The sequence below is a fragment of the Bartonella sp. SD1336NMGDW genome (assembly GCF_042193565.1).
Classification (GTDB): domain Bacteria; phylum Pseudomonadota; class Alphaproteobacteria; order Rhizobiales; family Rhizobiaceae; genus Bartonella; species Bartonella grahamii.
This window is the reverse complement of record NZ_JBHILW010000001.1, coordinates 362,656-388,103: the sequence shown is the minus strand read 5'-3', so window position 1 is coordinate 388,103 and position 25,448 is coordinate 362,656. Positions and strand designations below refer to the sequence as shown.

15 protein-coding genes and 1 tRNA gene are annotated in these 25,448 nt (G+C 38.3%); 9 read left to right on the top strand and 7 right to left on the bottom strand.

The window, feature by feature from the left end:
• Positions 1-186 precede the first annotated feature (186 nt).
• The 5 genes from ACFIKH_RS01575 (at position 187) to ACFIKH_RS01555 (ending at position 4,484) form a co-directional block, all read left to right on the top strand.
• Positions 187-1,095 (top strand): metal ABC transporter substrate-binding protein, encoded by a 909-nt coding sequence (locus ACFIKH_RS01575; protein WP_375625450.1) that lies wholly within the window; start codon positions 187-189, stop codon positions 1,093-1,095.
• A complete protein-coding gene (locus ACFIKH_RS01570; protein WP_375626222.1) occupies positions 1,092-1,922 on the top strand; it encodes a manganese/iron ABC transporter ATP-binding protein in 831 nt (276 codons plus the stop codon). Before ACFIKH_RS01575 ends, ACFIKH_RS01570 begins: the two co-directional genes overlap by 4 nt.
• Entirely contained in the window at positions 1,919-2,785 is an 867-nt protein-coding gene (locus tag ACFIKH_RS01565; RefSeq protein WP_375625452.1) for a metal ABC transporter permease, read from the top strand. The genes ACFIKH_RS01570 and ACFIKH_RS01565 overlap by 4 nt, the downstream gene beginning before the upstream one ends.
• On the top strand, positions 2,782-3,687 hold the full coding sequence (locus ACFIKH_RS01560) for a metal ABC transporter permease (RefSeq protein ID WP_012754509.1): 906 nt from the start codon (positions 2,782-2,784) through the stop codon (positions 3,685-3,687). Before ACFIKH_RS01565 ends, ACFIKH_RS01560 begins: the two co-directional genes overlap by 4 nt.
• A gap of 410 nt (positions 3,688-4,097) precedes the next feature.
• Positions 4,098-4,484 (top strand): YbaN family protein, encoded by a 387-nt coding sequence (locus ACFIKH_RS01555; RefSeq protein WP_375625454.1) that lies wholly within the window; start codon positions 4,098-4,100, stop codon positions 4,482-4,484.
• Between the two features lie 1,546 nt (positions 4,485-6,030).
• Here ACFIKH_RS01555 and pncB read toward each other — a convergent pair.
• The 5 genes from pncB to aroA all read right to left on the bottom strand — a co-directional run bounded on the left by pncB (position 6,031) and on the right by aroA (position 20,066).
• Positions 6,031-7,335 carry a nicotinate phosphoribosyltransferase gene (gene pncB / locus ACFIKH_RS01550; RefSeq protein WP_375625455.1) on the bottom strand — a complete coding sequence of 435 codons (1,305 nt, stop codon included), beginning with the start codon at positions 7,333-7,335 and terminating at the stop codon, positions 6,031-6,033.
• Between the two features lie 131 nt (positions 7,336-7,466).
• Positions 7,467-16,034 (bottom strand): GH36-type glycosyl hydrolase domain-containing protein, encoded by an 8,568-nt coding sequence (locus ACFIKH_RS01545; protein WP_375670825.1) that lies wholly within the window; start codon positions 16,032-16,034, stop codon positions 7,467-7,469.
• 226 nt (positions 16,035-16,260) lie between these two features.
• Entirely contained in the window at positions 16,261-17,961 is a 1,701-nt protein-coding gene (gene rpsA, locus ACFIKH_RS01540; protein ID WP_026500132.1) for a 30S ribosomal protein S1, read from the bottom strand.
• Positions 17,962-18,093: 132 nt separating this feature from the next.
• Entirely contained in the window at positions 18,094-18,741 is a 648-nt protein-coding gene (gene cmk / locus ACFIKH_RS01535; RefSeq protein ID WP_375651642.1) for a (d)CMP kinase, read from the bottom strand.
• Positions 18,738-20,066 (bottom strand): 3-phosphoshikimate 1-carboxyvinyltransferase, encoded by a 1,329-nt coding sequence (gene aroA, locus ACFIKH_RS01530; protein ID WP_375648471.1) that lies wholly within the window; start codon positions 20,064-20,066, stop codon positions 18,738-18,740. The genes cmk and aroA overlap by 4 nt, the downstream gene beginning before the upstream one ends.
• A 187-nt stretch (positions 20,067-20,253) precedes the next feature.
• Between aroA and ACFIKH_RS01525 the strand changes: the two genes are divergently transcribed.
• Both ACFIKH_RS01525 and ACFIKH_RS01520 read left to right on the top strand, forming a co-directional pair.
• Positions 20,254-20,634 carry a TIGR02300 family protein gene (locus ACFIKH_RS01525; RefSeq protein WP_012754501.1) on the top strand — a complete coding sequence of 127 codons (381 nt, stop codon included), beginning with the start codon at positions 20,254-20,256 and terminating at the stop codon, positions 20,632-20,634.
• Between the two features lie 117 nt (positions 20,635-20,751).
• Positions 20,752-20,827, top strand: a tRNA-Ala gene (locus tag ACFIKH_RS01520).
• Positions 20,828-22,014: 1,187 nt separating this feature from the next.
• Here ACFIKH_RS01520 and ACFIKH_RS01515 read toward each other — a convergent pair.
• Positions 22,015-22,599: a hypothetical protein gene (locus ACFIKH_RS01515; protein WP_375670822.1), complete on the bottom strand. Its 585-nt coding sequence runs from the start codon at positions 22,597-22,599 to the stop codon at positions 22,015-22,017.
• A gap of 111 nt (positions 22,600-22,710) precedes the next feature.
• The gene (locus ACFIKH_RS01510; protein ID WP_375670148.1) at positions 22,711-23,892 is read right to left on the bottom strand and encodes a DNA recombination protein RmuC; all 1,182 of its coding nucleotides are present in this window, start codon (positions 23,890-23,892) and stop codon (positions 22,711-22,713) included.
• Positions 23,893-23,982: 90 nt separating this feature from the next.
• Here ACFIKH_RS01510 and def point away from each other — a divergent pair, with 90 nt between their 5' ends.
• Both def and fmt read left to right on the top strand, forming a co-directional pair.
• Positions 23,983-24,519 (top strand): peptide deformylase, encoded by a 537-nt coding sequence (gene def / locus ACFIKH_RS01505; RefSeq protein WP_375653397.1) that lies wholly within the window; start codon positions 23,983-23,985, stop codon positions 24,517-24,519.
• Positions 24,519-25,448, top strand: coding sequence for a methionyl-tRNA formyltransferase (gene fmt / locus ACFIKH_RS01500; RefSeq protein WP_375625464.1), 930 nt, complete (start codon positions 24,519-24,521; stop codon positions 25,446-25,448). Before def ends, fmt begins: the two co-directional genes overlap by 1 nt.

Sequence of the window (25,448 nt, the reverse complement as noted above, 5' to 3'; positions counted from 1 at the left end):
CCTTACCAAAACAAGCTGCTTAAATCATCAATTTTTTCAATATGAAAAAAACTATTTCTAAACATCTTGAAAAGTTATTTTTTCTCTTAATCCTTCATTGCAAATGTAAAAGATAACTGCTATTGCTAAATGATAATGCAAATTATTTGCAATAAAAAGAAAGCATATAGAGGAAAGAGAGAATCAATGAACGTAAAAACGTTTTTCAGCATAGTTTTTGGAAGTGTTATTTTTTTTACACCCAATTTTGCTTTGTGTGCTGGTAAATTTAAAGCTGTTACGACATTCACTATCATTGCTGATATGGCACGCAATGTAGCAGGTGATGCCGCTGAGGTTGAATCCATTACAAAACCAGGTGCGGAAATTCATGAATATCAACCCACCCCACGCGATCTTATGCGTGCCCAGGGAGCTAACCTTGTATTGTGGAATGGATTAGAGTTAGAGCTTTGGTTTGAAAAGTTTTTTCAAAACATCAAGGATGTTCCAAGTGTTGTTGTTTCAAAAGGTGTTGTACCCATTAAAATTGGTGATGGCCCCTTTAGCGGCAAACCCAATCCTCATGCGTGGATGTCACCGACCTCTGCTTTGATTTACGTTGATAATATTCGCGATGCTTTTGTAAAATATGATCCTGAACATGCTGAAATTTATAAAGAGAATGCTGAAATTTATAAACAGAAAATTCGTGCAACAATTGATCCAATTAGGGCTGAATTAGAAGCCGTACCACAAGATAAACGTTGGCTTGTGACCAGTGAGGGGGCTTTTAGCTATTTGGCGCGTGATTTTGATCTAAAAGAACTTTATTTATGGCCCATCAATGCTGACCAGCAAGGAACACCACAGCAAGTCAAGCATGTTATTGATATGGTTCGCAAATACAATATTCATGCAGTTTTTTCTGAAAGCACTATTTCCCCTGCACCTGCTAAGCAGGTTGCCAGAGAAACAGGGGCTAAATACGGTGGTGTTCTTTATGTTGATTCTTTAAGTGAGAAAAATGGTGAGGTACCCACTTATATTGATTTATTACGTGTCACGAGTGGGCGTATTAGCAATGCTTTATTAGAGGGAGTAAAAAGCCAATGATGGAATCTGGAATATTTGCCCAAGGAGTAACGGTAACTTATCGTAATGGACATACAGCTTTACGCGAAGTAAATTTTGAAAGTCCAAAGGGTTCTATTACGGCATTAGTTGGTGTTAATGGATCCGGTAAGTCAACGTTATTTAAAGCGATTATGGGGTTTGTACGCCCCTCAAAGGGAAAAATTCGCATGTTTGATTTGCCCGTTGATATAGCTTTGAAAAAAAACCTTATTGCTTATGTTCCTCAAAGTGAAGATGTTGATTGGAATTTTCCCGTCTTGGTCGAAGATGTTGTATTGATGGGGCGGTACGGTCATATGAATTTCTTTCGCTATGCCCGTACACAAGATTATGAAGCCGTTCGTATTGCCTTAGAACGCGTTGATATGTTGGCTTTTGCCAAGCGCCAGATTGGAGAACTTTCTGGTGGACAGAAAAAGCGTGTTTTCCTAGCACGCGCTCTTGCACAGAAAGCAAAAGCTATTTTATTAGATGAGCCATTTACAGGGGTTGACGTTACAACAGAAGATAAAATCATTGCTTTGTTACAAGATCTTCGTAAAGAAGGAGCAGTGATCTTGGTTTCAACTCACAATTTGGGTTCTGTTCGCGAATTTTGTGATCATACAGTTTTAATAAAAGGAACCGTTTTAGCTTCTGGGTTAACAGAAAAAATCTTTACAAAGGAAAATCTGGAGAAAACTTTTGGAGGGTCTTTGCACCACCATATTTTTGATCTTCAAAGCACAAAAAAAAATGATGTTTTCATGGGAAGAAAGCAGGCTGCAGTTTGTGAAGATATTGAAAGAGTGGAGAACGTTGCATGATTTCTTGGTTGCTTGAGCCACTAAGCTATCAATATATGGTGAATGCAATGTGGGTTTCTGGGTTGGTTGGGTGTGTTTGTGCCTTTCTTTCAGCTTTTTTGATGTTAAAAGGTTGGTCATTAATTGGTGATGCTCTTTCCCATTCGATTGTTCCTGGTGTAGCAGGAGCTTACCTTTTAGGGTTACCTTTTTCACTCGGTGCTTTTTTTTCTGGTGGTCTTGCAGCAGCAGCAATGCTCTTTTTTAACCACCGGACAAAGCTGAAAGAAGATACCATTATTGGACTCATTTTTTCTTCCTTTTTTGCCTTTGGGTTGTTTCTCAAATCATTAAAACCAATGGCTGTTAATATTGATACGATTGTTTTGGGAAATATTTTAGCCGTCAGTTCATCAGATATTCTACAATTGGCTTTTATCGGCTTTTTTTCGTTGCTTATATTGCTTTTGAAATGGAAAGATCTTCTTGTTTCGTTATTTGATGAAACGCATGCGCATGCCATTGGATTAAATGTAAAGTTTTTAAAGATTCTCTTTTTCACATTACTTGCTGCTTGTACTGTTGCTGCTATGCAAACCGTTGGAGCGTTCTTGGTTATTTGTCTTGTTGTGACACCTGGGGCAACAGCCTATCTTTTAAGTGATCGTTTCGTGAATATCTTGGTTATTGCAGTTATAATTGGAACATTTACGAGTGTTTTGGGTGTTTATGTGAGTTATTTTTTAAATGCACAAACGGGGGGGGTTGTTGTGCTTTTTCAAGCATCTTTATTTGTTTTGGCTTTTATTTTTGCTCCTAAACATGGGTATATTGCTGCGCGCTTACGCATAAATGCGGCAAAAAAGGGTGTAATATTATCATGATTGATCAATTACTGCTTCCGTTTCAGTTTTCTTTTATGCTTAAGGGTATGCTTATTGTCATGATTCTTTCTATTCCCATGGCGATGCTTTCCTGTTTTCTTATTTTGAAAGGATGGGCGCTGTTAGGCGATGCCATTTCTCATGCAGTTTTTCCAGGTGTTGTTGTTGGCTATATGACAACACCATGGGTAATCGCATTTTTAACTTCTTTGCCATTTGCTTGGTTTCAGCATATGCGTCCAGAGAACATTACAATGACTCTGATTACTTGCGGTGCTTTTGTTGCAGGAATGGTGTGTGCACTATTAACGGGTTTTTTAGGGAGCAATAGCCGTATCAAACAGGACACGGTAATGGGTGTGGTATTTTCTTCGATGTTTGGTTTGGGGCTTGTTTTAGCCACGTCTATTTATAGTAGCTTAGATTTGAATCATATTCTATTTGGTAATCTTTTGGGTGTTAACTGGCTTGATATAACACAAACGGCGATTATTTCTGCTGTTGTCACTTTCATTTTAGCAGCAAAATGGCGCGACTTTATGCTGTATATTTTTGATACAGTTCAAGGACATGCAATGGGGTTACCAATATCTCTACTCCACTATACCCTTCTAACGATGATTTCTCTTACAATTGTTGCGGCTCTGAAAGCTGTAGGTATCGTGCTCGTTATTTCTTTACTGATAGCACCAGGAGCAATTGCTTATCTTGTTACAAAGCGGTTTTCTTTTATGTTAATGATCGCGATACTTGTTGCAGCTTTTTCTGGTTTTTTAGGGATTTATCTCAGCTTATTTATCGGCTCTGATTCTGCTTCCACAATTGTGTTGATCTTGACGTTGATTTTTATGGCTATTTTCATGATGATTTTCTTTCGTCAAAACACAGTTCAAGAAACTTGAAAGTGTTAAATTTCATGCATATCAGCCATGCATTTTTATATATTGTTTCTCATTTTTATTTTAATTAGAGTTCGGGGTGCTAGGTTATTTTTCCTCCTAATGTCTAGCAGGTGAATGCAGTGCATTTTCTCCCCCCCCCAACGCTGCATTCTTAATTAAGAGGCTGCATTGATTTATTCTGCAGCCTTTTTATTTTTTTGATTTTCTAAAATCTCTTCTCTTTTCTTGAAATCATTTAAAATGATTATCATATTGCGTAAGCTATTCGGTATTTTCAAGGAACTTATAACAGCAAAGACGCTTACGCATAAAAGGGTAGAACGTAATTGTGCACTCGGACATGTAAACAGAAAAAAACAGATACAATGTTTTTGTAGAAGGTTTTGCGTAGAGGAAAATAGTACGAGAAAATGAAAAACGATTTGAAGATATCGCATCTTTTGCGTATCTGCTATTATATAGCAGGTTGGATAATGGTTATATTAGGTATTATCGGTGTAGTATTACCTATTATGCCAACTGTGCCTTTTTTATTGGTTGCCTCATGGTGTTTTACGCGTTCTTCTCCACGTTTTCATCAATGGTTGAATAATCATCGTATTTTTGGTCCCCCTCTTAAGCGATGGGAAGAAAAAAAAGCAATCTCTCCATTCGTTAAAGTTTTTGCAATGATGAGTATGACAGGAGGATTTTTATCCTTTTTCGTAATGGTACACCCTCCTTTATGGATTTCCTTACTTGCTGCGGTTATATTATTGCTAATTGGCATTTATATTGTAACACGTCCATCTTCATAAGGATAGAAAAGGCTTTATGAGATATTCTTTTTAGCTTCGACTTATTTGTAAAAACTATGAGGACTTTTAAGTTTTGAATATAAGCTCTCCATATCCAAAATGCATATGAAGTAGTAAGCTTTTTGAAAGCAATTAATTAATAATATGTTTGTGAAATGATTTTTATGAACAAAGAAGACTGTTTACGCACACTCAAAATGTTCTCACTTGGATAAACCACATTCATGGAAGAGAGTCATTATTTTTATAAGACATGTTTGTATGAATCTCTATATATACGTCATTGAAAAGTCATTGATATGATAGCCTTTTCTTTCTAAAAAGACGTTTCGTTTGTTTTCATATCTCTTAATGAGGATATAATACAAAGCTTACTAAACATCATCATTTTATACTTATACAGTTAAGAAACCGGTCTATTATATTAATCTTTAATGTTACATCTGTTCTTAGCTTAAGGATAATTCTTAAAAAACAACAGAATTTTTCAGATGGTTTTATGCATACACGCATTCTTATTATAATATGCGAATAAATAAATTCTCTATCTTTGTATAAGTTTATTCGAAATAAAAATATTATTGCATTCTCTGTTTGTTAATGAGGTCATGCCCCCCATGTAAAACAAAAGGTCTCCCAAATCATGTTATTTACACATTTATTTTTATGAAACATTTCTCAACGCTTTACGCATTTCATGATAGCAGACCATACATTGGATAAAGTAAAATCTCCTGTAAAGTTTATAAAATCTATTTGGGCACTATCATCCTTGCCTTGCAAAATGCACACTGATAGTCACCATGCTATTTGTCATCCTCCAATGTTGCCTTAGCAATTCCTAATGTTACAATTGTAGCTTATCATTTGGTTTTGTATATTTTGACGCTAGTTTTTTTACCAATTTATTTTTTTTCAAAGAATTTTAAAGGTGTTCTCAAAGGGGTTTCAAAGCCTTTTTTCATTTTTACTATGGAAACGCATTTTTTCTGATTTTCGGTAATTTTTGCAATTTTAGGCGTCAAAATTTATTTTGACAAAATGCGCATTTAATGGTCAAAATTGTACATAAAAACAACAAATTACCACGTATTCCTACTTAATCCTATCTCTTCCCACTTAGTACAAAACCTACTGTCGAGCTACAACAACAACCCTTAAAAATTGAAAATCTTCATACACGCAAGGAGATTAGTGTGCTTGATTTAACAGGGTTGAAATGAGAAAAATTTATGATATTCGCGCTCATTCAACATGCAAAATGATAGTATCTTGTTATGCCGTATAACACCGTTATTTATGAAAATGATATAAGGAAGCCCCCTTGGCTAAACTTCCCTAGCACGTTAAGTATTTTTTTAAATCTGATCTGTCGATCCTTATGTAAGTGAAGCGTATGCGTGGTAGCCCAAGTAGAATCTGCTCAAAAAACAGCCGAACTATTTACAGATCAGCAAAGGTTAAGAACCCCATCTTTAGGGCAGGACAAAAATCAATCTTATAAACAATATGGTGAGTCAATATACTCGTTTTAAAGAACCGGAAACTACGTCTTTATAGATCTAGCAATTCGCTTTTTATTACTAAAAAAATTGAGATAACGTTGTACTTCTTTTGAATTACCGATCGTTTTTTCAGGATTATCTGAAAGTTTTACGGCTGGTCGACCATTAGCATAGGTCACCTTACAAACAAGGGAAAGAGCATCAAGAGTTTCGATTTCCTGAGGTGCACAGCCTGTAAAGTCATTGGTAAGATCCGTGCCCCATCCAAAACTCATGCGCACTCTACCATGGAAATGATGATAGGTTTTTTCAATTGTATTGACATCAAGAGCATCAGAAAAAATTAAAAGTTTTTCGCGTGGATCTTTTCCTTTTTCTTTCCACCATTGAATAATACGTTCGCCACCTTCAATAGGGGGCGCACTATCGGGTCTGAAACCTGTCCAATCAGCGACCCAATCTGGTGCATTGCGTAAAAATGCTTCTGTACCAAAGGTATCAGGTAAAACAATGAGAAGATTTCCACCATAATAACGGTTCCAATCTTGCAAGACTTGATATGGAGCTCTGCGTAATTCATCATCGTTGTTGCTGAGAGCCGCAATAACCATGGGCAATTCGTGTGCATTGGTTCCAAGAGCTTCTAAATCCGTATCCATGGCAAGAAGAACATTAGAAGTTCCAGTAAAAGAATTACCAATGCCTTCTTTTAATGCTTCCACACACCAGCGCTGCCATAAAAAAGAATGGCGACGCCTTGTCCCAAAGTCAGATATTTTAATATCAGGCAATTTTTTGAGACGTTCAACTTTACTCCACATTTTTGCTTTAGCACGCGCATAAAGTACATCAAGAGCAAAACGATCTAGTTTTTTGAGAGCTGCACGTGAACGTAATTCACTGATAATAGCAAGGGCTGGAATTTCCCACATAGAGCTATGAGCCCACGAACCATAAAAATGAAGCATATATTGGCCATCTTTGCGGGTTAGTTCATATTCTGGGAGTTGAAAATTCTCAAGCCACTGAAGAAAATCCGGTTCAAAAATTTGTTTGCGTCCATAAAATGTATTACCAGCAAGCCAGATCATTTCTTTTTTTGTAAAGCGCAAACTAAGAGCATGATCAAGTTGAGCACGTAATTCACTCTCATCAATATCATCGGCAAGACGTATTGTTTTAGAGCGATTTATGAGGGAAAAAGTAACATTAACATCAGGATACAACCCCCAAATCATCTGTACCATAAGAAGCTTATAAAAATCCGTATCGAGAAGTGAACGAATAATGGGATCAAGTTTCCAAGTATGATTGTAAACACGTCTAGCAATATCCGGATGATTCATAACCCTTTTTCTTTCAGTCTCATAGAATCTAAAATTATTGTGCACCAATATGGTCAATATAGGGAGTGCAGAAAATATAACAATTCTGTGGCTTTGAGCAAGAATAAAAAAGCCTGTTATTTTTTCTGTTTTTAAGATTTAAGAATACGTATGATTTCATGTTGACCTATTTTTTTTAACTTTATTCCTGCGTTAAGTTTGGCATATTTCTTACCGTCAACACTAAGCATATTTTCAGATCCCCATTTTACTTTGATAGTATAGATGGCATCATAAAATTTTATTTTTGTTTCATATTTAGGCCAAGAGGAGGGTAAATGTGGTTTTAAAAACAACAGATTGCCTTGACGTTGAATCCCAAGAATGGCTTGTATCGCGGTATGGTAGAACCATCCTGCTGAACCTGTATACCATGTCCAACCGCCTTGTCCACGACGTGGTTCAATGGCGTAGATGTCTGCAGCCATAACATAGGGTTCAACACGATAAACTTCAGGATTTTTACCATGGGTGATTGGATTGATCATAGAAAATAGAGAATAAGCTTTGTCTGCTTCACCCATCTCAGCAAGCGCTAGAATGCTCCAAATAGCACCATGCGTATATTGACCACCATTTTCTCGAATGCCTGGAGGATAACCTTTTATATAACCAGGTTCGAGAGTACTTTTATCAAAAGGAGGCCAAAAAAGACGTATAATGCCGGCTTTTTTGTCCCATAGATGTTCAAGCATAGAAGCCATTGCTTGTTTTTGGCGCTTAAGTGATGCCATTTGAGAAATGACAGCCCAAGATTGCGCAATGGTATCAATTTGGCATTCATCATTTATTTTAGAACCAAGGGGTGTTCCATCATCAAAATAACCACGTCGATACCAAGCGCCATCCCAACCATTTTTTTCTAAAGCTGTAGTCAAATGTTTAAGGTATGCACTCCATGTGTTAGCATGGTTATGGTCGCCACGTTTTTTGGCAAGAGGAATAAATGCTTGTAGTGTAGTGCCAAGAAACCAACCCAACCAAGTACTTTCCCCTTTTTCTCCAATGCCCACTAAATTCATGCCATCATTCCAATCTCCGCCTAAGATGAGAGGAAGACCATGTTGACCACAACGTTTGATGGCAAGATCTAAAGCTAAAGAACAATGTTCATAAAGTGTTGCTGTTTTTTGAGATTGCGTGGGTTGAAAATAAGCATCTTGTTGTTCTATCTCTAGAGGAGGGCCTTCAATGAACGCAATGGGAATATCAAGAAAGTCGTACTCACCAGTGGTGTTAACATAAAGGGCGCTACCATAGGCTAGCCAAACAATGTCATCAGAAATGCGTGTGCGAACGCCTGCGTTGGTGTCAGGCAACCACCAATGCTGTACATCACCTTCGGGAAATTGATGGGCTGCAGCGTTTAACAATTGTTCACGTGCCAGTTGTGGTTCAAGGAGGAGTAAAGACAAGCTATCTTGCAATTGGTCACGGAAGCCAAATGCACCACTAGCTTGGTAAAATCCTGCGCGTGCCATGATGCGGCATGCATAGGTCTGATAAGGGAGCCAATGATTGACCATAATATCAAAAGAGGGATCCGGTGTTTTAACTTGAAAAGGAGAAACAAAATCGCTCCATTGCTGTTTTTGTTTTGTGAGCAGAATTTCAAAATCACTTGCACGTACTTGATTGAGTAATTTTTCAGCTTCTTGTCTATTTTCAGCACTACCAAGATAAAAGATGATTTCTTTTGTTTGCCCTGCTTGAAGATCAATATCATAGGAAAATGCTGAACAAGGATCACATCCTGCTTCAATGGTATTCGAAAGAGCACCAGCTTTACGGATCGCAGTTGGATGCGTTACGGTTCCCGTTGCACCAATAAATTCAGCACGATTGGTTGTGGTGCTGGTTGGCATTTCAGATGCCGATAAGAATGTGACTTGTTGAGATTTTTCAATGTGATAAGGATTTTGAATAAAATGTACACCCCTTTTGTCCTCATAAGAGGAAATAATGAAGGGGGCATATTTTGTACGGGTATTTCCCAAAACCCATTCAACATAATTATAAAGGCGTAAACTGCGTGGTTCTTTCCCTTCATTCGTAAGGATAAGACGTGAAAAGCGAATAGGTTTTTCGGGATCAAGTGTATGAGTCAGTTCTAATGCGATTTCTGAATGTGTTGATTTAAAAGTTGAGAATCCAAACCCATGACAAGCCTCATAGACAATATTTTCATCACATTCAACAGTAGAAACGGGTGAAAAACGTTTTAAAGACTGGCGATCAACCAGATAAAGTGCTTCTCCTGGCCGGTTAGATGTTGGATCATTTGCCCAAGGAGTTAATTTATAATCGCGGCTATTGTTAACCCAAGTAAAAATTGCACCTTCAGCAGAGACATGAAAACCAAATTTGTGATTAGCGATGACGTTAATCCACGGGTGCGGTGTAGTTGTACGTCCATGAAGACGTATTACATAATGGTTATACTGGTTAAAACCACCGTAACCATTCCAATATTTTAGATCTTCTCCATTTATGGGAAAAGAAGATGGTTTTCGTTGGCTAATAAGACCAATGGAAGCAAAAAAATTTTGTTCAGTTTGTGTTGTAACTTGCCTTCCTTCGTTATATTTTTGGTAATCTAATTGATCATAAGATTCTTGATAATTTTTACGAATTGTAAGATCAAAATCACTCTCATCAAATCGTTTAAGCTGTTCAGATAAAGAGCCATTTTGGGCATCAAGAACGATGCGCGCTGATGCAAGAAGCGTTTTAAAGCTTTGTTCACTCATTTGATCGCGCCGAAGCATGAAAATATGTTGGCGTTCATCTGCTTTTTGCATGTGGTGATAATAAGATTCACAGACCCACTCAAGAGCGCGTTGTGTATTTTGTATATAGGAAAATGTTTGTTCATTAAGAATGACCAAATCCACAATGAGTCCGCGCATACGCCAATATTCATGTGCTTTAAGGAGCTCGCGCAGTACGGTTATATTTCCCTCGTTATTTAATCTAAGAAGACAGAGTGGATTGTCTCCTGAGATAGACATGGGCCAAAGATCAGACTGTTTTCCTAGCGTTTTTGCTAATATTTCAGAAGGAAGACGCCACGTTCTTTCTGGATAAATAAGCGGTGTTGCATATTTTTGATAGACAATAGCTTCTTTAAGCTGGGTTCCGCTCTGATACAGTGCAACTTGTGAGCGCGTCCATGCCATTGAAAGTTCTTTTTGAAACATATCAGGTTGTCGATAATGTTTAATATGATTATTTAGTGCTTCTTTTGTATGAGCAGCAAAAGTCCAAAAAATAAGTTCTGCTTTTTCATGGGCTGGAATTTTTATACGGCATCGCAATGACATAACAGGATCAAGAACGCAACCTTGACTGTTACTGAAACGAGCATTTTGATCAAATGCAGCGGGCCGATGAATGGATCGGCCCCGCCCAATAAACAGAGAGCGATCCGTTTCAGCTTCTGTCTCTCGGAGAGTATCTGTTGTACTGGAGACAAAATGAGCAACATAGATTTCAGGATCGCTAGGTGAGCGTTTGCGCCTTTTGGCAAAAATTGTTTTACCTTCCTCAGCAATTTCTGTCTCTATAAACATGCGGGAAAAAACAGGATGAGCTTGGTCTGTGCCCATTGTGGCAAGCGCTAATTCACCATAAGAAGTCACTTCAATGAGGCGCTCTTTATTTGTCGTATTCATCAGTTGAATACGTCTACCTTCGCCACATCCTTCAGATGTAATAAGACATTCAAGTGTTGATTTTATACCATCAACCATTTTTGTATATTCAGCCTTTTCATCTGTAAAAATGCTGACAGCTTCTTCTTCAATAACACGTGTTGGTTCACCAGTAACAGACCACCACCGTCCACTATGCGTATCCCGTAAGAAGAATAAAGTACCTTGTTGATCTTCTGTTGCATCGGGAATAAAACGCGTAATCGCATAATCGCGCCAACGGCTGTAACCAGAACCATTCGCTGTTAACATAGTAAAATAAAAGCCATTAGACAAAAGTAAAGTTGCTCGTGGTTTGAACAACGGGTTTGTAATAATGCGCAAAGGGGCGGCGTCAAATACTTGAGACTTGTTGCGCATACGATTAACAGCTTTGGTATGAATAATAGGAATAAGATGAGGCGCTCTTTCCTGTAACAGCAGTTGCGTTGCTTCAACAACGGGATCACGGTGAAAACGATCACGCATTCGTCCTTGAAAAATAACATTGTTAAGAGCAAGGATAGACATGCCATGATGGTGCGCATAATAATTGCGTACAACAGCGTATTTTTCCCCTGTTTTCACGCGTGAAGGGGTAAAATCGACAGAGTCATAATAACCATATGTTCCTAAAGCTCCAAGATCACGGAGTCGTTTTAAATTAGCAACAGCACAAGCAGGAGCATATTGTGCCGCTAGAAGGCTGGCATAGGGAGCTATGACAGCATTGCGTGAAAGACCACGTTGGAGTCCGAGGTTTGGAACACCAAAATGAGCGTATTGGTAATTCATTAAATGATCGCGAGCGTTAAATGCGGCCTCTGAAATACCCCATGGCAATTCCCGTTTATGGGCATATTGTATTTGACAACGAATAATCAATCGATTTGTTTGATCTAGGAGAGATCCTAAAGGTTCATGCATTATGAGAGATGGCATAAGATATTCGAACATCGATCCAGACCATGATAGGAGCGCACCTTTCCAACCTATGGGTACGAGGAGTCGACCAAGACGAAACCAATGTTTAAGTTTTATGTCTCCTTTTGCGATAGCAAAAAAGCTTGCAAGACGTGCTTCTGAAGCAAGTAGATCATAACAATTTTCATCGAGTTTGTTTTCTTGAACACGATATCCAATAGATAAGAGATGCCGTTTAGGCTGTTCTAAAAAGTCAAATTTCATATCAAAGGCTACTTGCCGTGCCACTATAGCCAGTCTGTTTAATTTTTTACGTAATTTGTCAGTATCACAATGAGCAGTCGCATCATAATGATAAGCGTTACAGGTATCGATAAGGCATTTAGCCCAAGAAAGCGCATGAGCAGATTCTATCGTTTGAATTTTGTGGTCAAGTTCACTGACTAAGTGCACAATATCGTGGGCTGCATGTGAAAGGTCTGTGATGTGAGAAGGAATCGTATTTTCTTGTTCTACAAAAGTGAGGACAGAGTCATGAAAACGAGTGATGTTTTCTTCAATTTTTTGACGTAAAGAGCGTAAATTGGGTTGATGATCTGGAATTTCTCTGACAGTTTCTTCAAGAATAGCAAGAACATCCGATAAGCCTTCTCGATCACTTTGAAAAAAAAGATGCGGTTTTTCAGCCCATTCACTTAAGGCAGAAGAGAGTGTTATCAAATGACCGGCAAGATTTCCTGAATCAACGGTTGATACATAAGTAGGCAAAAGAGGCCTGAGTGTATCCGTTTCATACCAATTATAGAGATGACCACGGAACTTTTCCATTTTTGTAAGAGAGCGTAATGTACACTCAATACGGGTAATGGTCTCTTCAAAACCAATCCAGCCAAAATCACGTGCCGCAATAATAGAAAGGAGATAAACGCCAATATTCGTAGGAGATGTACGTTGAGCAACAAGAGGTTCAGGATCTTCTTGAAAATTATCGGGAGGCAAATAGTTGTTTTGTGCATTGACAAAGGTTGTATAATAAAGCCATGTACGCCGTGCAATAGAGCGAAGTTTTTTTTCATCTTTTGAAGAAAGATCAAGGCTATCTTGAAAGGTTGAAGGTTGACTCACAATCCAAGCAATGAAGGGTGAAAAAAACCATGCTATCCCAAAAGGCAAAGCAATCAAGCTTGCAAAACTATCAGAAAAAAGAGGGAGTGCTATAGTAAGGATACCAATAAGCGATGCTGGTGCCATTGTAAAAACATAGAAACGCAAACTATTGGGCATTGATTTTGTTGCGGCAGAAGTTTTCCATTCAAGAAGATGCTGTTTTGAAATCGTCATACGATAGAGTGTACGAATAATCGCATCGGTCATAAAATACGCCGAATGAGCAAGAAACGTCGTTTTAAGAAATATATCAGCGCTTGTAAGAGCAGTTTTGTTCCAAATTAATTGAAAATGTCCACGCAAAGAATGATCTATATTGGACGAGACTAGCGTTTTTAATACACATAGAATGGGAGAAATGAAGGAGCTAAACAACAAGAATATTTGCCAGACAATTGCACTCTTGAAAGACAAAAAAGCCCATCCTGCAAATGCTGCGATTAACCACATAAGTGGAGTAAGAGAACGACGTAAATTATCCTGCATTTTCCAACGCGTCACGAAACTTATTTGACGGTGGAAAAAAAGATAAGGCAAAAGCTGCCAATCACCGCGAATCCAGCGATGATAACGCATAACATCAATATTATAAGCGGTTGGATAATCTTCAATGACTTCTATGCTACTCACCAGAGCAGTACGAGCATAACCTCCTTCTAAGAGATCATGACTAAGGATAGTATTTTCTTTAATTTTGCCATCAAGCGCTTGTTCGAATGCATCAATATTATAAAGACCTTTACCGATAAAGGTACCTTCTCCTAAAAGATCTTGATAAGTATCAGAAACGGCAAAAACATAAGGATCAATGCCACGGTTGATAGAAAAAACCCGTTGGAGAATTGATGTTTTTTTTCCTGTTGTAAGAGAAGGAATAATGCGTGGTTGTAAAACGCTATAGCCCTTTACAACCTTTCCACTTTGCGGATCAAAAATGGGATGATTGAGTGGATGGTTAAGCTTTCCAACAAGTTTTGCGACGCTCTCTGGAGTAAGACGTGTATCACAATCCAACGTCATAACAAAACGGCAATCCATAGGAAGATGTGGATTGGGAGGATAAAAGCTTGTGTTTTCATCGCCTCTTAAGAGCCGATTGAGTTCATGAAGTTTTCCTCGCTTTCGTTCCCATCCCATCCAACATTTTTCGCTTGTATTATAAAGGCGTCGGCGATGTAAAAGGAAAAAAAGAGGAAGTTCATCACGATGATAACGACTATTGAGTTTATCAATACTCTTTTGCGCATAGTGCAATAAATCAAGATCATCTTGCGTTTCTCTCAATGGAGCATCCACCCAATCTGTAATGAGTGCAAAATGAATGGCACCTTTAGGATTGGAAAGATAGTGCACTTCAAGACTGCGTAATTGTTCATCAATATCATCGCGTGATGTCATCAAAGTAGGTACAACAACCATTGTCCGTGCATGTTTTGGAATACCTTCTTTATATTCATAGCCAATGAGTTGTCTTGATGGGACAAACCATGAAACAACAGTGTTAAATAAAGCAAAAGCAGCATCGATAGCAGGAAAAAGCGCTAATACAGTAAAGCAAAAAGACATCCATGATGTCATGCCAGATATTTGTAAAAGGGCGTAAATTACAAGCAAAAGAGCGAGCGTCAGAAAAGAGACAGGAATGGCGATGACTCTCAATTTTGAGCAAGAAGCTCGTGTCCATTTTATGAGAAAGGGCGGGATATATCCACAAGCCTTTTCAAATATGCCACGACCATCATCAACAAGGTACCACCCCACACAAGAATGATGAGGCATATCTTTAGAAGTGGAATTTGCCATTTCTACAACTTTATGTGCAATTTCCAGTTCATTAAGAGGCGAAAAGCGTGAAACTTTTTCAATGACTTGTCGATAAATATTGCGTGAGTGAGAATCAATTTCAGAAAAATCACTATTTTTACGCAAAATAGAATCGACACAACTCACTGTTTCAAACCATGCTGTCCAATCAACATCATCTATAGCTTTAAGAGCACGGATAATATTTCCCATGGTCACACCATCTGCTGCTTGTCTGGTATGTTCATCGGCTGTTGCAATCTCTAAGCTACTGCCTTGGCTTTTCAATTGATTTTCAAGCCAAGTTAATGCTACGGTTGAATCGACAGATGCACTGCGCAGGCGATAGAATAAATGTGCTGAAAAAGTTGGATCAACAGTAAATGGTTTATACTGCGTAAAAAGAGAGTGTAGATTTGTTTTATTTTCTACAAGAGAAATTTTATCAGCCACTTGACTAGCAAGATGGCGCATATGTCGCGCTTTTTCGATACGGACTGAAAGACGACGGACATTTTCAATGAGCAGCATTTGCATAACAGAAGGAAGAGCCCACAATTCACCAATTGTGAGCGCACAAACTTCTTGAAATCCGTTGGTTATAGCAGTGAGTGTTTCTTGTGAAAAGCTGCTATCGGTATGCGCAATATAAAGCCAAGTTAAAGCAAAAATTCGTGGTATTCCCGCTTTGTGTGTAGAAAGAGGAAGTTGCTTTATGAAAGACTTGGGCAGATTACGACGTAGCTTTTGTATGGTTTTATCAATGGTGTAATGATTATCAATGAGCCATTGAGCAGACGGTGCGATGGTCTCATCATTTCGGGCAGCAAAATCACTGGTATGAAAGGCATGAAGAATAAGTTTAGCATTTTCATTCAATCTCTTGCGAAAATCTTCTACTCCGTCATATTCAGGGAGTAAAATTTCTTTACCAGAAGCTATATCATGCCCTAAGTTATAAAGATCTTCCTGTACCTTATAAATTGCACGAAGAGGAAAATCCGTATTAATAAAATAGCCTTTTTTCTCTTTTTGAGAAAAAAAGCACTTTATGAAAGGTATTATGCACGTCATAATGTCCCATTGTTATCCAATTACATCGTTTTTATTTAAATTGTAAGCATTTTATCTGAATAGTGAACCGTTGATAGACAAAAAACAAACTTTTTGTTTTTATTTGCAAGCATTTATAATTTTTGACGCCAATAATTAGAAAATAAGCAGACAATTTTTTAGAAAATAAAAAGGTCACCCTAAAATGAGTGACCTTAATAACACCGTCAACTTTAGTGATTGATGATTAATCTTGTTCTTGTTTTTTCAAAGCTGCACCAAGAATATCACCAAGAGAAGCACCTGAGTCTGTAGAACCATATTGTGCAACAGCTTCTTTTTCCTCTGCAATTTCTAAAGCTTTAATCGATACTGAAATTTTACGTGTTTTTTTATCAAATGCTGTAATGCGAGCATCAACCTTTTGCCCAATTGCAAAACGCTCAGGACGTTGCTCATCACGATCACGCGCGAGATCAGCGCGTCGAATGGTTGTCTCAAGGTTGTGGTCAATCAATTTCACACCAATGTCATTGTCGTTAACAGCAATCACTTCGCATGTTACAACAGCACCTTTTCGCAATTCGCCAGAAGCAGCTGCTTCTCCAACTTTATCGCTGGAAAGCTGCTTAATTCCAAGAGAAATGCGCTCTTTTTCAATGTCAACATCAAGGACCACAGCTTTAACGATATCGCCTTTATTGTAAGTATCAATGACTTGTTCACCAGGACGGTTCCAATCAAGATCAGACAAATGAACCATACCGTCAACATCGCCTTCAAGCCCAATAAACAGACCAAATTCTGTTTTATTTTTAACCTCTCCTTCAATTTGCGAATTGACAGGAAATTTATTGGCAAAAGCTTCCCATGGATTTTCAAATGTTTGCTTTAAGCCAAGAGAAATACGCCGTTTAGAAGGATCAATCTCAAGAACAACCACTTCTACTTCTTGTGATGTAGACAGAATTTTTCCAGGATGAACATTTTTCTTTGTCCAGCTCATTTCAGAAACATGGATCAGCCCTTCAATTCCTGGTTCAATTTCAACAAAACCACCGTAATCAGTAATGTTGGTAACAGCACCCGTAATTTTTTTACCAATCGGATACCGAACACTGATGCTTTCCCAAGGATCACTTTCAAGCTGTTTCATTCCAAGAGAAATACGGTGCGTATCTTGATTAATGCGAATAATCTGCACTTTAATCGTTTGGCCAATTGTGAGCACTTCAGATGGGTGATTAACACGCCGCCATGCCATATCTGTAACGTGCAAGAGACCATCAATCCCACCAAGATCAACAAAGGCACCATAATCTGTGATATTTTTCACCACACCTTCAACGATTTGGTTTTCTTCAAGATTTTGTACAATTTCTGAACGTTGCTCAGCGCGACTTTCTTCTAAAACAGTGCGACGTGAGACCACAATATTGCCACGACGACGATCCATCTTCAAAATTTCAAAGGACTGTGAATTATGCATGAGAGGTGAAACATCGCGAATGGGACGAATATCAACTTGGCTGCGCGGCAAGAAAGCAACGGCACCATCAAGATCGACTGTAAAACCACCTTTTACTTGGCTAAAGATCACTCCATCAACGCGCGCACCAGCATTGAATTTTTCCTCTAAACGGACCCAACTTTCTTCGCGCCGTGCTTTTTCACGCGATAAAACAGCTTCACCCATCGCATTTTCAATGCGTTCAATGTAAACCTCAACTTCATCGCCAACTTGCAAAGAACCGTCTTTTGCTTTAGCTCCAAATTCTTTGAGAGGAATACGTCCTTCGACTTTAAGACCAGCATCAATAATGGCCATGTCTTTTTCGATTGCAATAACACGGCCTTTAACAACAGATCCTTCATTAAGATCATTAGTTTGAAAAGATTCTGTTAAAAGGGCTTCAAAATCCGCTGTTGTGGGATTGTATTGTGACATAAGAACTCCTAATATATACCTTGTATTATAAGGTATGAGCGCTAGGTTAGTGTTAACATAAGCAACTCCTAGCCTTTTTCCTTGAATAAAGGAAGAAAAGTTAGCGCTAGGCTGGAAGTTACCTTAACGAATTTATCCAATTATATGCATTTTTATGATTGGATCAATAAAACTGCATGCAATTTCAAATGTTGCTTCTATACTCAATTCTGACGTATCAAGCAAGTGGGCGTTTTTTGCTGGTTTTAGTGGACTTTGTTTGCGCGTTATATCGCGACTGTCGCGCTGTTCAAGTTGAGCTAGGATTTCATGATAATTTGCCTGAACACCTTTTTTTAAAATCTCCTGATAGCGACGTTTGGCGCGTGTTTGAACATTGGCTAGAACATAAAACTTGATATCGGCATCAGGACAAACAATAGTTCCGATATCACGCCCATCAAGCACACAGCCGGGTAAAACTTTAGAAAAGTTGCGTTGTTTTTCGACAAGAATTTTGCGTACAGCAGGGTTAATCGCTATTTTTGAAGCCGCTTCACCAAGTTCATGAGAAGAAAGAAGAGAAGGATTTAAGGTGTTAAAATCGAGTTCTTTAGCATAAATAATAGCATTTTTTTCATCATTAAGAGCTAAATTTTGTTGTAAAAGCGTATGAGCAACACTACGATAAGTAAGACCAGTATCGAGATAGCGAAGACGATAATGTACAGCAATTTTGCGTGCTAAGGTTCCTTTGCCTGAGGCTGCAGGTCCATCAATGGCAATAACAAAAGGCTTCAAGCGATTTTCCCCCCAAGTTGTTTTATAAAAGGAATAAATTCTGGAAAGCTCGTAGCGATCATTCGTTTATCATCAATGGTAACAGGTTTTTCTGATACAAGCCCAAAAATGAGAAAACACATAGCAATTCGATGATCAAGATGTGTGGAGACATGTCCACCACCCAAACCTTTGGCAGAACCTTTCCCATAAACAATAAGAAAATCTTGACCTTCTTCACAGTCTACGCAATTAATTTTTAATCCTTGAGCAACAGCAGACAGTCGATCTGATTCCTTTACACGCAATTCTTCAATTCCTAACATCACTGTTTTGCCTTCTGCAAAGGCTGCTGCTACTGCCAAAGCAGGATATTCATCAATCATCGATGGAGCACGTTCTTTGGGCACCGTAACGCCTCTAAGAACCGATGATTTTATCCGTAGATCAGCAACATCCTCTCCACCTGTTTGACGTCGGTTCAAAAATTCAATTTGAGCACCCATTTCCCACAATGTTTCGATAAGTCCCATTCGAGAGTTATTTATCAAAACATTTTCAATGGTGATATCAGAGTCTTCTACAAGAAGGGCTGCGATAATTAGAAAAGCAGCAGAAGAAGGATCACCCGGAATATGAATTGTTTGCCCAATAAGATGGGGTTGACCGTTAAGATGAATCAAACGCGCACCTTCATTATCTTTTTCTATTTCAAGTTGTGCACCGAATGCTTTTAACATTTTTTCCGTATGATCTCGTGTCAGAACTGGTTCAATAACAGTTGTAATGCCGGCGGTATTGAGTCCAGCAAGCAAGACTGCTGATTTAATTTGAGAGGAAGCTATTGGAACACGGTAACGAATCGGATTAGCCATTTTCGGGCCATAAAGCGTTAAAGGAAGGTGATCGTCGTGCGTTGCTTCAATTTCAACCCCCATGAGACGCAGTGGATCAAGGATACGTCCCATTGGACGTTTAGAGAGAGAAGCATCACCAATAAAGGTTGTTTTCATATGATATGGACCAACCATTCCCATAACCAAACGAGCACCCGTTCCAGCGTTTCCAAAGTCTAAAGGTTTTTGTGCAGCTAAAAGGCAACCATTCCCTGTTCCTCGTATGGTCCAGAAGCCATCTTTTTTAATAATACAGGCACCCATAGCTTGCATAGCAGCAGCTGTATTGAGTACATCAGCGCTTTCAAGTAATCCATGAATATGTGTCTCACCACTTGCTAATCCTCCCAATATAAGAGAGCGATGAGAGATTGATTTATCTCCTGGTATTTTAATTTTTCCAGAGAGACTACTCGATTTATAGGTGGTTATAGGGATTGCTTTTTGCATGGAAATTCTATTTAATTCTATCTAACTTTTATGAAATTGTGCATCCTTTAGCACATGCTTTAAAAGACGTCATGAAAAAATCACTGTGGAACAGTGTATTTATCTTTGACAAAGGCATTATTTTTCGATTAAGCACCATACAATTTATCTTTTAATGGAATAATAGTTAATCAAAGAGGCACGGTTTATGGCAAAACAAGAACTTGGAACTAAACGTGTTGATCCAGAAACGGGAAAAAAATTTTACGATCTAAATCGCGATCCTATTGTGTCGCCCTATACAGGAATTTCTTATCCGCGTTCTTACTTTGAAGTTGCAGCAGCTGAAGCAAACAATGAGGAAGACGTTGATGCTGAAGAGCTTGATACAGCACTTGAAAAATCTGCTTTTATGCTTCTTGAAGAGGATGATGAGGATTCTAAAGATGACGATCTTCCTGATTTAGAAGATAGTGATGTAGATCTCGGTGATGACGATGATACATTTTTATCTCATGATGATGACGATGAAGATGATGACGTTACTGATATTCTCGGAGGCGGTGTTTCTAATGATGACGATGCTTAAGAGAAGTAAAAGAGGATATCTTTTCCATTGAATGTAAATTCTTCTTGATCTTCAATTTTGATCGTTCTAGAAAAGCTGAAATTGTATACTTCCCTTTTGGGAAAGATTGTTTTTGTAGGGGCTATAGCTCAGCTGGGAGAGCGCTTGCATGGCATGCAAGAGGTCAGCGGTTCGATCCCGCTTAGCTCCACCAAAAGGACCAGCTATCCTATCAAGGGTTAATTATAATAGAGAATGTGTGCATCAATTTAAAAGGTCTATGTGCTATTTAATCATCATTCCAATAGCGCCTATTCCTTGCATTTTTATGATATTATAACACATTTTTAATCATTTGTTGGATTATAAAATTTTACTGTCGTAACTGTAAAAGTAGATAATTTTTATGCTTTGCATAGAAATAGACGATGAGCTGTTTAACTTACGCTTTGTTTTAAAGGACAAATTTTGAATTCCCTTTATCACAATATTTCCACAAAATCATAATATGTTGGTTATCTATATCTTTTTAAAAGGTACGAAGTACCTAAACAGAGATGAGAGAATAAAATATTAAAATATACTTCTCAGTTATTGCGAATGAGAACTTTTTTTGAGTATTTTTACCCTAGTCAGATGTCCTGCAAATTAAAAAATTGCCCACCTTGAGTAGCATCTACCTGCTCAATACTAAGGTATATTCACGCTTAAATAACATATTGAATCAATTAATTTTGTTTCCTTGCCCGTCACAAGCAAGGTTGAGTTGTGAAAGCAAAGTGGCGCCATCATTATATGTGCTAATTCCCTATGTTGCCGATAATTCTTACATTTGAGAATGTTCATAAAAAACATTTTTAGTCTTTTCTTTCACAGTTTTTATCCACATGCCAATTACGCTTGTTATGTGCAAGCCAATAGTTTTTATTGATTTAATCTCAAGAGATCTGAAATGATAAAACCCTACGCCATTCGAGATTCTTACTTTGAATATGATGCTCGAATTGCATTTTTTTGATTGCTATTTTATACGCTTAACAAAGAAAATATTCATGTAATAATCAGCCAGTAATACGCATAATGAAAATAAAAAATGATATTAAACTTTAAAATTTTTCTTTAATAATCTCTGATATTTAGACCTGTGCGAAATGCCTGAGCCAAATAGGATATAGTTTCCATTGTAAATTTTTTAAACAAAGAAGGTAAAAATATCGAGAGTACAGTCAAATATATTGAGCATTGCAAAAGCTTTCTGTCTCTTGGGTTTATTCTAAAAAATAACAATTTATTTCATTTAACAATCAGAAAAACGATACAACCTTATTACGCCATAAGAAATTTGGCTCTCAAATAATTTTACCGCAACAATTCCCTAATTGAGATTTTCAAAAATCTTCCCTAATGCCATCCACATCTCTTTAATTGCTGTTCATAGAGCCTTGATATCCTTGCCATGCGCTGTGCTGCCTGTGAAAGTGCAGCAGTGACACGCCCGCCACGCGCATAAGCACCATGTCCCATATGATAATTTAAATAAAGGCTATATGCATCATCAAATCTCACCCCATTGCGTTGAACACTTTGGCGATGGTACCAAGCAACAAAATCAGCAGAATCTGCAAAATTCGTACGCCATGCAAAAGATCTGCCCGTAGAGCGAAGATACATTGCCCATGTACTGTCAAGCGCTTGAGAATAACCATAAGCTGTCGACCGACGCTTCCATGGAATAAAACCAAGTAGTTTCTTGCGTGGAGGACGTGCATTGTGACGAAAGCTCGATTCCATCTTAATAGTTGCAAGAATAATCGGCATAGGAATCCCATAGCGCATTTCCGCTCTTTGAGACACCTTACCCCAATTGTCAAAAAAACCATTTTTTTGTGCTAAAATAGCACAAGCATTGTTTGTGTGGATGGGAGTGGTTGTTGCACATCCCTCTAGCAAAAACACCAGTGCCCCTAAAAACAAAAGGTGTCGCATATTCCTATTCCTCTCGTTTAAGAAATAAAACAAGATAGAGATACTAAAAAAGTATTACCAATCAATAAAGAACATGATCTGACTTGTGATATCTAAGAAGCTTTCTTTGCTTTATTCCTCATCAGCAAAACGCAATGTTTGCGACTGAGCCAATGTTGTTATTTTTGTTGGTTCAGAGTAATTTTCTTTTAATTCGACAGTTTCAATGCGATTTGCCCGTTTCATAATTTTGGAGGATGATATCAAAATTCCCTCTATATCTTCACCTGCTTTGTGAAAATGCTTCTGTAACGCACGAACACGTATATCCATTCGTCCAAAATCTTCCATCAATTTTGCTACTTCTGATTGAATTAAATGCGCTTGTTCACGCATCCGTGCATCTTTCATAATGGTTTGTACTACTTGGACAGAGAGCATCAACAAAGATGGTGAAACAATAATCACATGGGCTCTATTGGATTTTTGTACCAATGCCTCAAAATCCTCATAAATTGTTGCAAAAATCGATTCAGATGGCACAAAAAGGAAAGCAGTGTCATGGGTTTCTCCGGGAATCAAATATTTTTGTGCAATATCACGAATATGGACTTCCATATCGGTACGAAATTGGCGTTCTGCCTCTTGACGCTCTTGTGCTGATTCTGCCTTACGCATAGCATTCCAAGCCTCCAGAGGGAATTTAGCATCAACAACAAGAGAAGGGGCTTTATTGGGCATATGAATGAGACAATCTGGGCGCTTTCCATTGGAAAGAACAGCCTGAAAAGCATAAGCATTTGTTGGTAAGGCATCGGCAATAATGGCTTCCATTCGCCCCTGACCGAAAGTACCACGTGTCTGCTTATTGCTTAAAATGGACTGCAATTGAACAACTTGTCCCGTAAGCGATTGAATATTATTTTGCGCCGCATCAATCACTGCTAAACGCTCTTGCAAACGATTCAAATTTTCATAAGTGGATTTGGTCTGTACCTGAAGTGTTTGGCCTAAGCTTGTTGTCATCCCATTGAGTTGCTCACTGAGTGATTTATTCAATTCAGCCTGCCGTTGACCAAAAATTTCCGCCATCGTTTGCATTCGCCCTTGCATTTCAGCTTGTGTTTTCAGCAAGGTAGCCATCTGCATTTGTGCCTCACGTGCGCGTTCAGCAATTTCATTTTCCAAAAATGCTTTTTTTCGATGAGAATGTATCAACATAAAAAATGCCAAACAGACAAATATAAATAAAAGCAAAAGCATTAGTTTAGAAAAAAACTCACCAACGAGTATGGAAAAAAACGAATCAAACATAAATTGTAATATAACGCTCTTGTTGTAAAAAAACGCAAGAATCCGTTATTCAATATTGACCAATAACAAACCATTGATTAATCTCTACTTATGCCAATGAGATCTTTAGTTACTTTACCTGATCCGATTTTACGGGAAGTGTCCAGACCTGTTGAGCAGGTCGATTCAGCTCTCCAAAAACTTGCGGATGATATGTTGGAAACCATGTATAATGCTAAAGGCGTTGGTCTTGCTGCTATTCAAATTGGTATACCGCTACGTATGTTGGTTATAGATGTCTCTGGAAATTCTGAAGATGAGCAGAAAAAACCATTTGTTATTATCAACCCTGAAATTTTATGGCTTTCAGATGAACGTAATATTTACAAAGAAGGTTGTCTTTCTATTCCTGACTATTTTGCAGAGGTTGAACGTCCTAAACGCCTTCGTGTTCGCTATCAGAACCGTGAAGGAAAACAAACAGAAATTGAAGCAGACGATCTCTTAGCAACTTGCTTGCAGCATGAAATTGATCATTTAGATGGGCGCCTTTTTATTGATTACATTTCAAAGATCAAACGCGATATGGTGATACGAAAATTTAAAAAACGCGCAAAAGAAAAAAACATGCAGGAAGCAGTTTTGTAATGGCTTTACGATTAGCTTTTATGGGGACTCCAGATTTTTCTGTTCCTATTTTACATGCTTTATTGGATGCAGGTCATGATGTTGTTGCTGTTTATAGTCAACCCCCTCGCCCAGCAGGACGTCGAGGACTTAAATTAATCCCCTCAGCTGTTCAAAGTGCAGCGCAAGAAAAATCTATTCCCATCTTTACGCCACAAACACTCAAAACAATCGAACAACAGGAGCAATTTGCAGCACTTTCTGTTGATGCTGCTATTGTGGTGGCTTATGGACTCCTTTTACCCAAAGCTATTCTCGAAACGCCGCGTTTTGGTTGTTTTAATGCCCACGCTTCACTCTTACCACGTTGGCGTGGTGCTGCGCCTATTCAACGAGCAATTATGGCTGGTGATAAAGAAACAGGTATTATGATCATGAAAATGGATGAAGGACTTGATACGGGACCTATCGCTCTTTCTCGCTCCATCCCCATTACTGATAACACCACCACTGCTGAGCTTTTAAACAAACTTTCACATATTGGCGCAGAACTTATGGTAGAAACCCTATCAACTCTTGAAAAAGGACAACTTAAACTGACCCCACAATCAGAGGAAGGCATCACCTATGCTGCCAAAATCAAAAAGGAAGAGACCCGCATTAATTGGACAAAACCTGCAGAGTTTATTCATAGGCATATCCGTGCGCTCTCTTCTTCTCCTGGCTGCTGGTGCAATATGAATATTGGGGGACGAGAAGAACGTGTAAAAATTCTTGATAGTCGCTTAACAACAGGTCCTTCTCTTGAAATTGGACGAATAGAACCAGATTCTTTGATTGTCCATTGTGGACAAGGGCGGATAGAAATAACCTCTCTCCAAAGATCGGGTGGTAAAGTCCTTGATAGCGCAACCTTTTTGCGAGGCGCTCATATTTCTGCTGTTTTTTAA